Source organism: Staphylococcus gallinarum (assembly GCF_029774255.1).
GTDB lineage: Bacteria > Bacillota > Bacilli > Staphylococcales > Staphylococcaceae > Staphylococcus > Staphylococcus gallinarum.
Window position 1 is genome coordinate 2,696,178 of sequence record NZ_CP069082.1, and the last position, 14,018, is coordinate 2,710,195.

Annotated in this window: 12 protein-coding genes; 2 read left to right on the forward strand and 10 right to left on the reverse strand. The window is 34.7% G+C overall.

Going from position 1 to position 14,018, the window contains the following annotated elements; translation table 11 throughout:
* Positions 1 to 31 precede the first annotated feature (31 nt).
* Together ssb and rpsF are read right to left on the reverse strand one after the other, a co-directional pair.
* Entirely contained in the window at positions 32 to 547 is a 516-nt protein-coding gene (ssb, locus tag JN168_RS12800; protein ID WP_042737620.1) for a single-stranded DNA-binding protein, read from the reverse strand.
* Positions 548 to 565: 18 nt separating this feature from the next.
* Complete coding sequence (gene rpsF, locus JN168_RS12805) at positions 566 to 871, reverse strand: 30S ribosomal protein S6 (protein ID WP_107511898.1); 306 nt, start codon at positions 869 to 871, stop codon at positions 566 to 568.
* 410 nt (positions 872 to 1,281) lie between these two features.
* Here rpsF and JN168_RS12810 point away from each other — a divergent pair, with 410 nt between their 5' ends.
* Positions 1,282 to 2,073, forward strand: a complete 792-nt coding sequence (locus JN168_RS12810; protein WP_042737622.1) for a GH25 family lysozyme — start codon at positions 1,282 to 1,284, stop codon at positions 2,071 to 2,073.
* A 292-nt stretch (positions 2,074 to 2,365) separates the two neighbouring features.
* Here JN168_RS12810 and ychF read toward each other — a convergent pair whose 3' ends face one another.
* From ychF to JN168_RS12850, 8 genes are all read right to left on the reverse strand, one after another.
* Positions 2,366 to 3,463: a redox-regulated ATPase YchF gene (gene ychF, locus JN168_RS12815; RefSeq protein ID WP_042737623.1), complete on the reverse strand. Its 1,098-nt coding sequence runs from the start codon at positions 3,461 to 3,463 to the stop codon at positions 2,366 to 2,368.
* On the reverse strand, positions 3,464 to 3,679 hold the full coding sequence (locus JN168_RS12820) for a DUF951 domain-containing protein (RefSeq protein ID WP_042737624.1): 216 nt from the start codon (positions 3,677 to 3,679) through the stop codon (positions 3,464 to 3,466).
* 21 nt (positions 3,680 to 3,700) lie between these two features.
* Positions 3,701 to 4,585 carry a mechanosensitive ion channel family protein gene (locus tag JN168_RS12825; RefSeq protein ID WP_042737625.1) on the reverse strand — a complete coding sequence of 295 codons (885 nt, stop codon included), beginning with the start codon at positions 4,583 to 4,585 and terminating at the stop codon, positions 3,701 to 3,703.
* Positions 4,586 to 5,472: 887 nt separating this feature from the next.
* On the reverse strand, positions 5,473 to 5,850 hold the full coding sequence (locus JN168_RS12830; RefSeq protein WP_042737626.1) for a Na-translocating system protein MpsC family protein: 378 nt from the start codon (positions 5,848 to 5,850) through the stop codon (positions 5,473 to 5,475).
* A gap of 200 nt (positions 5,851 to 6,050) precedes the next feature.
* On the reverse strand, positions 6,051 to 8,666 hold the full coding sequence (locus JN168_RS12835) for a DUF2309 domain-containing protein (RefSeq protein WP_279525947.1): 2,616 nt from the start codon (positions 8,664 to 8,666) through the stop codon (positions 6,051 to 6,053).
* Entirely contained in the window at positions 8,650 to 10,197 is a 1,548-nt protein-coding gene (locus tag JN168_RS12840; protein ID WP_279525948.1) for an NADH dehydrogenase subunit 5, read from the reverse strand. Before JN168_RS12840 ends, JN168_RS12835 begins: the two co-directional genes overlap by 17 nt.
* A gap of 434 nt (positions 10,198 to 10,631) precedes the next feature.
* Positions 10,632 to 11,729 (reverse strand): low temperature requirement protein A, encoded by a 1,098-nt coding sequence (locus tag JN168_RS12845; RefSeq protein WP_042737629.1) that lies wholly within the window; start codon positions 11,727 to 11,729, stop codon positions 10,632 to 10,634.
* Positions 11,730 to 11,829: 100 nt separating this feature from the next.
* Positions 11,830 to 12,813 carry a choloylglycine hydrolase family protein gene (locus JN168_RS12850; protein WP_042737630.1) on the reverse strand — a complete coding sequence of 328 codons (984 nt, stop codon included), beginning with the start codon at positions 12,811 to 12,813 and terminating at the stop codon, positions 11,830 to 11,832.
* Positions 12,814 to 13,032: 219 nt separating this feature from the next.
* On the opposite strand from JN168_RS12850, the gene JN168_RS12855 reads away from it, so the two are divergent.
* Positions 13,033 to 13,917: an AraC family transcriptional regulator gene (locus tag JN168_RS12855; protein ID WP_107511892.1), complete on the forward strand. Its 885-nt coding sequence runs from the start codon at positions 13,033 to 13,035 to the stop codon at positions 13,915 to 13,917.
* Positions 13,918 to 14,018 lie beyond the last annotated feature (101 nt).

Here is a 14,018-nt window from a genome sequence, read left to right on the forward strand (position 1 = left end):
CTACATTTCGTATTCACACAATACTTGTAGATTAGAACGGTAAATCATCATCACTAATGTCAATCGGACCATTTGCATTTGCAAATGGATTATCTGATTGTCCATTGTTATTTGATGGGTTGTTGTTATTTTGATAAGACGTGTTTTGTCCAGATTGTTGTCCACCAAAACCTTGGCCATAGTCTTGGAAATTGTTATTTCCATCCTGTTGTTGACGTTGGTTTTGTCCTTTAGGTTCAAGGAATTGAACGCTATCACAAACAACTTCTGTTACAAAAATACGACGTCCTTCTTGGTTTTCATAGCTACGTGATTGAATGCGACCGTCAACGCCAGCTAAACTACCTTTTGAAAGATAATTATTTACATTCTCTGCTTGCTTTCTGAAAACAACACAGTTAATGAAATCAGCTTCGCGTTCCCCTTGCGCATTTGTAAACGTACGATTTACCGCTAGGGTAAAAGTCGCAACACTCACGCCTGAGGGTGTTGTTCTATATTCTGGATCTTTAGTTAAACGACCGACTAAAACAACTCTATTTATCATTTAAGCGACCCCCATTAATTATTTTCTTGTTTTATCTTCGTCTTCACGAATAACGATAAAACGGATGATGTCATCATTGATTTTAGCTAAACGTTGGAATTCGTCAGTAGCTTCGTTATTTTCAGTTTGGATACGTACGATATTGTAGTAACCTTCTGTGAAATCATTGATTTCATAAGCTAAACGACGTTTGCCCCAATCTTTAGTTTCTAAAACCTCTGATCCGTTAGTTGCTAAAATTCCGTTGAAACGTTCAACGACAGCTTTCTTAGCATCTTCTTCAATGTTTGGACGAACGATATACATAACTTCATATGTTCTCATTTTATAATTGCACCTCCTTGTGGTCTATACGGCTCATCATACTATATGATAAGCAAGGAATAATTTTCATTACTCACAGTCAAGAATTATAGCACACGGTATTACTTTTTACAATGATAATCAGTACGTCAAATATATATTTCAAATTTCGATGTTTCATATGAAACAATTTATCGAAAATAACATAAATCCACGTTCTAGAACCACAATATTATGTTGCAACACAATAATAACAATAACAAATTATACAATTGGAATTTGTTTTTTATAAAGTTTTAATGTTTTTCGACATAAGGTTGCTAAATAAAACTAATTCTATTAGCATATCAACTACGCTACATAATTTGTTGTTTACCCCTATGCACTTAGATTATTTTTAGGTAATTTTAAGCACATTAAAGGAGAAGACTATGGTTTCTACAATCAAAAAAGGTTTAATCACAACCACTGTTATTTTGGCATCTACTTTAACTATCCATTCTACTAATGCTGCCGAAGCAAATACGAGTGAGCAAGGTACGATGGGGTATGGTTATCAAAAATATGTTTCGAAACATCCAGATGCACAATCCAAAGAGCAACAAACTAAACAAGTGCAACCTGAAGCTGCTACAAATGGTGAAAGAGTACTTGATATTTCAGAATGGCAAGGTGATTTAACAGAGCAACAAGTCAAATCACTGAAAGAAAACTATGATTTCATAATCATTCGTGCCCAATACGGTTCTGAAAAAATCGATGCTTCTCTAAGCCATAATTCAGCTATATTAGATAAATACAATTTGGACTTCGGGGTCTATTCTTACAGCATGTATGAAAATCCTGACGACGCCCGTTATGAAGCCCAAACACTATACAATCGCGCACCAAAAGCTAAATTTTACATCAATGATTTTGAACAAAATTCTGTAACATCTGGCACAACGGATCAAAGTACTAATGCATGGTATGACGAAATGAAGAGTCTTGCCGGAAACAAGAAAGTCTTATTTTATTCATATGAAAACTTTATGAAACAACATGCTACACAATCTGCTAATAATTATGATGGCGTATGGATTGCCAATTATAATGAGGCACAGCCTACTTCACCACACGTACTGTGGCAATATACAGACGGTTATAATTCACAAGAACTTAACCAAAAAGTAGATGCGAATTATTTAGGTCCAAATGTTAGCAGCAACTGGTTTACATCTTAAATGAATATAGTATTTACAAATACACCTAGATTGTTAAAGCATTAAAATAAACGTCAATTTCTATCATTTTTACAATTAAGGTAGGAATTGACGTTTTCTTGTTTTATGAAATTACAGTTTTACACTATGCTGAAGTTCATATTAAGACAACTATGTACTTTCAAAAGCATAAGCTAAATTAAAGTAAAAAGGAATAATCCATATATTGATAATACTCTGGATTATTCCTGTTATTTTGAGTATGGCCGCTATAACTCAAATTGATTTATATTTAAATATTCACTACGCTAGTTTAAACATTAAATCTAAAGTGCACGACGTCTCCGTCTTTCATGATATATTCTTTACCTTCAAGGCGTTGCTTACCAGCTTCTTTAGCGCCACTTTCTCCATTGTATTCAACGTAGTCATCGTAACCTGTAACTTCAGCACGAATAAATCCACGCTCAAAGTCAGTATGGATGATGCCTGCACATTGTGGTGCTGTCATACCTTTAATAAATGTCCATGCTCTAACTTCTTGCACACCTGCCGTAAAATATGTCGCTAAACCTAGTAAATCATAAGTTGTGCGAATCAAGCGATCTAGACCCGGTTCTTCAATGCCTAAATCTTCTAAGAACATCTCTCTATCCTCATCGTCCAATGTTGCAATTTCTTCTTCAATTTTAGCACTGATAACGATAACTTCAGAATCTTCTTGTTGTGCATATTCACGAATTGTTTTCACTTTTTCATTATCTTCATCACCAATTTCATCTTCTCCAACGTTGGCAATGTATAACATTTCTTTAGATGTTAACAATTGTGCATGTTTAACATATCTTTGATCTTCTTCTGTAAACTCTAAACTTCTAACTGGCTTACCATCTGCTAAAGCTTCTTTAATTCTTGATAAAATACGCACTTCATTTTCAGCATCTTTATCCTTTTGTCTTGCCATCTTTTCAATTTTTGGCAAACGCTTCTCAACAGATTCTAAGTCTGCAAGAACTAATTCCATGTTAATAACTTCAATGTCATCAATTGGATTTACTTTACCAGAAACATGCGTCACGTTGTCATCATCAAAAGCACGTACAACCTGACATATCGCATCAACTTCACGGATATGTGACAAGAATTTATTACCTAAACCTTCACCCTTTGAAGCGCCCTTAACGATTCCAGCAATATCTGTAAATTCAAATGTTGTCGGGATTGTCTTCTTCGGTTGAACCATTTCTTCTAAGACATTAAGTCGACTATCTGGCACTTCTACGATTCCTACATTGGGATCGATTGTCGCGAAAGGATAATTCGCTGCAAGCGCACCTGCTTTTGTTATTGCGTTAAATAGCGTTGATTTACCTACGTTGGGTAGCCCAACAATACCTGCTGTTAAAGCCATTTATTCATTCTCCTTATTTTCAGTATCTTGATTGGATACTAGTATTTTCTTCATTTTTTTATTAAACGTTTGTCTAGGAATCAAAATACTTCGCTGACAATTTTCACATTTTATTCGGATGTCTGCACCAACACGAATAATCTTGAAACGATTCGTCCCACATGCATGTTGCTTCTTCATCTCTACAATATCATTCAAACCGTAATCTGATGTCATGATGTCACACCTCCGAACTTTCTATGCTTTATTTTGTTGATTCGAATCATATTGTACCATAACTGGTTGAGGCACTTTAATACCATTGTCTTTAAATAATTTATGAATTTCTTTTCTTAATATTCGCGCCCCGGAAAATCCTTCTCCCGGAACTGTTTCTGCAGAAATACTTAAGACAATTTCATCTCGAGTTATTGAGTTAATACCTACTACCTTAGGATTTGATACAAATAAATAGTATTTAGATCTCATTGCTTCAAAATGCTTCGTCAATACTTCCTCGACTCTGTCGATATCTTCTTCAACAGAAACCGGAATTTCAACTATAGATTCTCCGTTTGTCACTGAGTAATTTGTTATTTCTCCCATACTACCATTTGGCAATGTAGTAAGCTCGCCACTAATTGTATTGATACGTGTAGATCTGAGACCTATCGCTTTAACTGTGCCTTCTGCAACGGTAGTTCCTGCGCTATTAATTTTAACATAGTCCCCTACATCAAATTGATTTTCAAAAATAATAAAGAAACCTGTAATAATATCTTTAACTACTGTTTGTGCACCAAAGCCCACTGCAAGACCAACTACACCAGCACTTGCAATAATGCCTTCAACACTAATCCCAAACTTACTTAAAATTGTCGTCAATACGATAAACCATACCACATAGGAAACCACATTTTGAATCAGTGAAATTAATGTATTGGAACGTTTTTTATTCGCTTTTTTACCTTTATTTTGAATTTTAAAGAATTGCTCAATACCCTTATTAATAAAACGTAAGACAATCCATGCCACTACAACATACACAACAATCATAATTAAATTAGACAGTAAACTTTGGTACGTTTCTGGCTTAGTTAGAGGTTCTATTAATGAATACAGAATATTTTTGAGTTGAGTCATACGTCCGTCCTCCTTATTACCTCACTATATACTTTTAATTATTATACTGAATATTATTATAAAACAAATCCTACTTCGGATTTAATTTCAACTTTAATAGTCAGCATTTTTCAATATCTTCACTTAATATATTAAAGCTAGACATAAGAAAAAGAACCATAATAAAAATTATGATTCTTTAACACCCAAGCAGTAATTTTACTACAAATCAAAGCGCTAAAACAAGTTATTCATATTATGTTATTAAGATAAAATACGGATTTTTGAATGACATCCATTATATAGCGATGATAAAAAATTATATACAATTAAAGTTAAATAACATATAAATAATAACGATTCGGCATTGAATTGGTACAACTAGGAAAATTTTACCAAAAGATATACAAATTATTATAATATTCTGATAAAGGAGGTGACACTTTACTTAAATAGCCGGTTCAAATTTCTCCCGAGCTAATTACTAAGCTTTCACATATTTCCTCGTGTGATAACTTTTCAAAATACAGTAGTATGACCTTGTAAATTTCATCTTAAAGTTACTGTCACCATTAGATAAAATTATAATTCTTTAACACCCAAACATTATTTATATGATGATAAAATTAATTAAACTAAAAAATCTTCCAAATTTCTAAAAGTATATCGCACTTACTGACCCTTACATCGGTAAGTGCATTTCTTATGTGTCCTTCCACCATGCAAGCATAATTCCAATCGTTAAATCGCCACAGTTCCAAATCTAAATGCTCTTAACGACTTTTATATAATGCGCAATGAACACACTCAATGAAATAATTAAAAAGACCAACCGAAGTGTTACCTCAGATTGACCTTTTTAATCTGTTCTATATTATCTACAAAACAGCTACAACAACCTTAAATAGTTATTTATGTTGTTCAATTAACTGCTTTTCCAAATCATTATACAATTTAAATATCATAACGCGTTCGCCGGTACGGGAACTTAAATCTGTGTGAAATCCTTTTACTGATTCACCAGTTATAGACAACACAATTTCATTTAAAGCGTCTATGCCGGACTCTACTAATTTAGAGCGCGTCTTCTTAATCGTTAGCAAGCCTTCATTGGTCTCACACACTTTGTATTCCGCTTGGGTAAGTACGCCTTGTAAACTCACGATGATCATATCTCGCAAAATATCTGTCTTTACTGAAAGTGAGCCACGTCCAAGAAAATCCTTCTCCCATTGTGTGATGGCTTTACTAATTTCAGACTCGTATGTGCCCTTCTTCGTCTTCATTACCTATACATCTCCTGTAGAACAAGTTTAAGAGGTTAAACTAGAATCGAACTTACCAAAATAACAGTATCATTTTTGATCTATTTTTTCTATAATAGCATAATTTACATTCAAAAATCATACCTATATTGTCACGGGAAAGTAGTCGACCTTACATGTTAATCTGTTGCCTATTATATCTATTACTTATTTCATTATATTTAATTAGACCATTCTTTCCAGTCACCAAAGTGATCTATACTAGCTAATCTTACCCAACCATTATTTACTTTTTGACGGAAATCAGGTAACGCATCTAGAAGGTTCACAATCACGTGTTGTGGTGCTTGAACGACGATTAACAACCGAATAGGAGAATGATACATCTTATTATCAGCTGACATTACTGATTGCCAAGGCAAACCTGTAAGCAAATCACTCGCGTTACCTTGCATTACACCGATTCCAGCAGTAACTGTTTGAGTGATTTTATTTCCACTACCATAATAATGTGGCGCTACAGTGGAAGCATAATACTGTAAATTTATCCATTGAGTGACCGTTGCAGGTCCCGAAATGATATTTGCAAGTATACTACCGTCCTCATCATCTTTCCAATTATAATTATGCAGAAATGCACGACCCTCTAAGTTTATATCCTTAGTTAAACTTCTCTCACCAATAATAAATGACGCATTTTTAGCTAGACCCCATTCTGGTCTAATTTCACTCCAGTCATTTGCTAATCGGTGTACTTCTTTAATTGGATCCTTTTTAGTTATGTGATTGTTTGGCAACTGTGACAAACGTTGTTGGTTAGCACGACGACTAATCTCAGGCATACTAGCTGTTAATGCTTCATATGCATCTTGAGCCGCTTCTGGTAATTCCGGAAGATATACCCATGCTAACTCATCAACAGATGTATGGTGTTCCGCTGAGGCAAACACTGTTGTCGAAGGAATAACTATGTCTGCATTAGCTAATCCAGCTCGTACTTCTGGCAAATTGCATAACTGTGCTAACACCTTGGCATTAAATCCACTGGCAGCTCCACCACAAGCACCACAATCTAACGAAGCTGCATACGGATTGTTTGCACTGTGACTACCATGACCACAGAATACGACCAATGGTGCAAAGCGCTTAGTTAAATTCATCAATGTTAATGCTTGCTTAGCATATGCAATCTTTTCTTCATCTGTAAAACCAATTGGCAAATGATCTTCATGCTCATGTTGATAATCTAAGGTTAATGTTGTATCTTGAGGTTTTTGCAACCATCTTCCGTAAAACTTTCTAATCAAATTTCCAGTTCGTCGTGGAATAAAACTACGCGTAATTGTTTGTAATGTAAGCCATGGACCACTTAATTCCGGCAGCAATAAACTTGGCAATGCGTTTTGTTTCATTTTCTTAAAAGTATAAGTCACAGACTGAAGGACATGCTTACGTTGTTGAAAAGCAGTAGGCTCACGTTCAGCTGTATATTCTTTAATCTTATGTTGTGGTTGATTCATAACAGGCAATGATGGGTGGCTATGCTTTTTGCCTAATTCACTTTTAGCAATCGGCAAGCCAAAGAATCCTGCAATCCCAATCGTTTCAAAGTGACCTGCCTTTTCAATCTGACGACGAAATGGTTCAGAACGCACATCTATACAGAAGGCCAACTGTGCTGTTGGCGTTATTGTTTCATCTTGTACTTTCGTAGCGGTCTGCTCTAAATGATCTTTCATCTGTTGCTGATACGTCTCTTCCCACGCTTCTAACCAAATCTTCCTACTCACTTGATGGTTAAAATGTAAGGCAAAATGAACATGTGCTAATTGACTTTCTGAAGTTAACTGACTCCATGCTTCAACACTATACCCTCCCCATTCTAACCATTGTAAAATAGCTTCCGTCCACTGTGATATATCAACACGTGGTTCAGCTTTAATAGGTAAATAAGGGTCTACTAAACACCATTCTAGCGCTAATCGAATAGCTAGATACGTACGTATTAAATGATCTTCGTGTTCGTCATTTTCTTCTTGCCAAAGCATCATACCTGCCCAACCAGGCAAGGCTAATAAGTGTTGTTCCAGATAAGATTGGATCTCTCCCTCATCAATACCTAAACGCTGAAGTGCAGTATTTAAGAGTAGTTCCGAATCATTCGGCAATGTTTTAATACGTTGTCGCTCTTGCTTAGTCAATGCCGGATCATGTTGAACCAATCGATACCATGATGCAAAGAAACCGCGTTCTCTGTCAGGCATTGTCCATCCAGCTTGTGCATCATCAACATACAACTTACACCATTTCATAACATAATAATCAACATAGTCACTTATTTTTGTGCCTTGGTCATCTATTATTGCGGCACTGATTAAGCGAGCATGTTTTGATTTATGACCACTTGTTGACCGCGCTAATGATGTTGCAAATTGCTTTGCTTGTGCATATTGTGCTTTGTCATTAGTCTTCTGCAAGGATTTCAACGTCATCACTTGCTTTACAAAGTGGGCTAAAGTTTCAGATGCACATGGAGCTGTAGTTTGTTGTAACCATTGTTCTAAGCCTTCATCTACTTTATCTTGAGCAATTTCACCGTTGTCCTTTGCCTCTAATATCGTTGAAACTGCTGGATACATATCGACTTCTCGCACTTCCCTTAACCATTGCGCCACATCATCGAAATTTTTATCTTCTAGGTTGGCCCAAGGACTACGGGCAGCAAACACTGAAATGGGTGACAAAGGTACAATGACTTTTTGCGCGTTTGCTATGAGTTGATTTAAGTCGTTATTGTCTATATTATGATACATCGTTGTTTTATCCATTTCCCCCATTTGAGTGTCCTCCTTTCGATAAATACTGTTTCAAATAATTCGGATGTCGTTCAACCGTAGTTATTTTAGCGTCTCCAATTCTCACTAGCCACATATACAGCATTGCAAAGGCAGTAGAATTACGGTGACGAGCCACCCAAGTACTCATCGCACTACCAAATAATAAGATTAGCGCTACAATAACAACAATAAACATTGGTGGTTGCGAACTTTGGAAGGCAATTGTATGTAATGCTTCATTTAAGTAATGATGTACTAAATAATAAACAATACCAACAGTAAGTAAGACTAATAGACCCATTATACGTCCGAATTTACCTTCACCAAATGCAACTAACTGTGCCCACGAAACAGATAACGACCATGCTAAAATTAGACCACTCACTAATCTATAACCTTGCCCAGGCTCACTCAACCAAAAACTCAATCCAATTAACAACGCCAGCAAACGCCCTACTAGAATCCACAAGTAAGACATACGTTCATTCGCTCGACTTGGAACATTAAAATGTCTGACTGCTGAGCCAGATCTCAAGAACAATGTTGCTTTAAACAAACCATGAAGCATTAAATGAATAATCGCTGGAATATATGCACCAAGTGCACATTGAATCAACATAAAGCCCATCTGACCAATTGTCGAACCAACTAATAATCGTTTGTAATCAACATGTACTAAACTAATACCGGCACCAATCAATACAGATGTACTCGCAAAGCATAACAATACGACAGTTGCTAAATCACCGTTAAATAGTGGAGAAAAGCGCGTTAACATAATACCACCCGCATTCACTATTCCAGCATGCATAATTGCTGAAACAGGTGTAGGTGCCGCCACAGATTCAATTAACCATCTTTGGAAAGGCCATTGAGCAGCAGGAATGATGACCGCAATAACGATTAAAATATTAATAATAAATCTTTGCCACACTGCGATTTGACTCACATGCTCTTGCGTAAAGATATTAATATAATGCCATTCACCAGTTAAAGTACCCATCCACAATACTGCTATTGCTAATGCAATCCAGCTCACTAAAAATAATTTGCCAGATACTTTAGCCGCCTCACGTGTAACACCCCATGCTTTCGTCAAACTTATTAATAACGTTAAACATATCAGTGTAAGTCCCCAACAAACAACCATAATACGTAAGTCTGCCGTCAACCAGGCACTCGCAGCAAAACTAGTCATTAATGTAAATAGAGTAAAATACTTTCTATAATTCAAATCTCCTGAGAGATAACGAATACAATAACGTTGTATTATCAATCCAATACCTAATACAAAGAAGGTCATCAACCATGCCAAGACATCTGAGTACCAAACACCTAGTTCAATATTCTTCTCAGCACCTAACAACCCTACAAATGCAACAATAACGGGTAGTGCGACGAGCCAAATATGGATACGCACATAGGCTAGCGGCAATTTATTCGATAAAAAGAACAAGCCACTTACTATAGCAACAGCTAAAGCTACAAAAAATACAATAAAATATACAGAAACATCTATCGATGCCAGCATGGCGATTCCTCCTTTACATTTTTTTAACTTGCTATATACGCTTGTTTCAAAAATATTTAAGTATAAATAAAAGCCGACAATATATAATAAATCATCATTGATTCATTAACATTGTCGGCTTCAATACGACTCATTACATGTGGATAAATGTAATGCTTCGCTTTGCTACCTCATATATAGTTAAAGTTTATAATTTAAAAGTTCATTAATAAGTCGCACAATCTCTGCCTAAACTAGCTTATTGTTCACCTTTTCACCAAACCAATTTAAGTTATTAGCATAATGCTAAGGTGTCAATCTTCTACGTCACACAGTTCTCAACAACTTGTTATTTTTAATTCAATAATATCACGATATACTGATTATTCGTGATTGTCAAGAATTTGCATTTATAATTAATATATAGAATGTTCAAATCAAACTATATTATAAATTTATTTAATTCCTATTTCGTCATCACTTTTACCTGAATAAAATATAAAGCACAACAGGAGAATGCCAATAATTTCTACGATAGTAACTAAATAAATATTAGTAATAATTAATCCAATTATCGTGGCGATTAAGATAATAGTTATAAATAAAGCACGTTGATCAATGACTGAGTTGTGTAACTGTGTATCTATATAAATTGCTAGTAGGAAAATACCAAAAGCCAGTGTATAAATATATAATTCCACTGTACTAATTTCGTGATTTGCTAGTACCTTGTTCATAATTAAAAAGATAAAGTCTAACGTAAAGATTAACGCTAAATGTAAATAGGCACTAGCAAAGCCTGTTGCATCATCTCTCTCATAATTCAAACTCTTCTTATAATGTAAGGTATAAACCATAAACAGACTTACAACTAACACAAAGTAAACCACGTCTAATACATTAATATGTGCAATCTCGACATTATTCACTATTTGTACGATACCTTCCCCAAATAATAAAATCATAAATAAACTTAAACGTTCTGAGAAATGTGAGAAAAATAGCGGATTCTCTTTGGAAACCTTTAAGAATAGTACTGGGAAAATAGCCATAATCACTATACCGATAAAGTAAATCCAAAAGTTAATTCCTGCTGGTAACGCTAACGAAACCAACGATACAATTATCATTAATAACAAGCCTGAAACATACACCTTAACGAGTTGTAACGTGACTACTTGCTTATTCAACTTATAATTAAGGATGTATTGTATAGCTATACTCAAGAATATCAAAATTGACATCGTTACAAACGGCTTAAACGTTTGTTGAAAGTCCGCATTCGTAGCTTTCGACAACAATAACACCAAGAACATATCAATAAATACAAATAAATATTGATACCATTTTTGCTCAAAGAACCTATTTACTAGCAATGTACGATATACCCATATCGCAAAGAAGATTAAAAACATTGTAAAGTTCTTGCCTAGGCTTTCTAATGAAGCCAAGTCTTCTGAAATGTGTTCGATTGTTTGATTAATCGTAGATAATACAAACACAAACACTAAGTCGAAAAATAATTCCGACATACTCACTTCTTTCTTTTTCACCAATACTCCCCCCAAACTTCATACGCAATCTTTCATTTGTTCTTATAATTTATCGCTATACCTTTCATATAATAGGTAAATAACATTGCTACTGATCAATTTAATTTAAACGCTGTGTTTTAAAAGGATGATCAATAGAAAAGTACGTAATTTCTTCTTTATTGAGTAAAGCTTCTGTTAACTTCACCTCAAAGACCTCACTACTATGATACGGTTTAATAAAATACGTCGGTTCATGGCATTGTAATACACATTGATATTGTGTGTAATGTGCCATCTCACCGTCTATCACTGCACCCCTAGGTATACTCACATTGTTCAATACCTTAAAGCAACTATTCACATTTTGTAATGTATCTTCAGAGTCCATTTCTAAATGGTGTCGTAAATATGCAGCACGAACAAAACGCTCTGCAGACGTAAAGCCCCCCGGTAAACCATATGTTCCACCCTCGACACCTAATGTAGCAAATTGCAATTCACCAAACTGCTTTTCTCTGCCATGTTCAGGCGTTAAATGAACATAATTTCTTAAATTTTCTAAGTGCCATTCTAATTTAGGATTATTCGTTAATACATGTACTGGATTATCCTTCATAATCAACAATCCATCATGAGGTTCAACAGAAACCGTAACACCTGATTGATCCGTAATTATAAAATGCAATGGTGGAATGTTATTGAGCGCTTTATTCTCAACTGCTACGATATTAATCTTATGTAGATTATGTTGCAAGTCAGTTAACGATTGATTGTTACCTAATGCCCATACGATAAATTCTTCTGGTCCTATATTAAAATAACCTTCACGTGGTTCAGTTGCATAACTTGCTTCGCCTGTAAAATAATGAGTCGAAATCGCTAAACCATGTTCATTTACACCGTCACCAAAACTATAACGACCTACCATGACACCTGTACCAATGAAACCATAGTTCATTTGTTTCGTCCCAGCAATATCAAACGTCCAAGTATATTGAGAAGGTACCGCTATCGGGATACCATTAAATTCAAAATCAAAATCCATAGTTCTTGCTAAATAATTAATATTTTGAGGTGATAATATTGAAAAACCTGTACACATCCTCAACCCTCCAATTCAAAATAAACTGCATATTCACTACAGTTACCACGCATTTTATCACATATTCAAAGGGAAAGAATCACAATTCATTTATTTAAAATAATAATATTTTATCAACCCTTATTTTCTAAAATTTTAATATCGCTTACATATATCAATACTATTTCGTTATAAAACAATGATAGAATAAAAATCAAATGAATGGAGGTAGTATTTAATTTGGAAAAAGAAATTAAACACAACTCATATGGATTCAGATTTAAAGGTGATTTTCAAAGTAAAGTTGCCGGGCTAAATGCGACAGGTTATGAACTCAGACAAACTCATGATTATCGTTGGCATGGTTTACATAGAGGGGAAGAAGATATTTACATATTTCAATACACGATAAATGGCGAAGGTGCTATAACTTTGGACAATGAAACTAGATACCTAGAGACTGGTGATGCTTTCTTTGTACATGTCCCGAGTGATCACTGTTATTTTCTACCTACACACTCTAAGCAGTGGGAATTTCTTTATTTTACAATTTATGGTGAAGAAATTGGGCGTTTATTCCAACAAATTATCAGTAGCTATGGTCATATATTCAAATTACCCATACACTCAGAACCAATCTGCCATATTATTGAAACGTTAGAACGTATAGAAACATTAGGTATTAAGCATGGTTATGATGCATCAGCTTGTGCCTATACATTTATGATGAAGTGTCTTGAATACTTTGAATATGGCCAACAACAAGTCAATCAATACCCGTTAGCCATTGCTAAAGCCATACATTTTATCGAAAATAATTATAAGCAAGATATTACATTAGACGATATTGTGTCAGTATCTCAATTATCAAAGTACCATTTCACACGCCAATTTAAAAAATCAGTCAAAGACACACCCATCAACTATCTATCTAAGACGCGTATTAAACAAGCTTTAGTGTTATTGTCTGCCAATGACTTTAATATTGAAACAATAGCTCTAGAAGTCGGCTATACATCAAGTAATTATTTTAGTAAAGTATTCAAAAAAATCGTTGGTGTATCACCGAATCGTTATAGACGTGACACATCCATTATGTCCGTCGACAAAATATTCATCGACTAATAACAGCAATATATTACCCTTTTCAAATTTATTTACGATTGTATATTACCTCTAAAGTAACTAAGCTATAACTAAGCTATAGCAAACTTAAAATATTTTAT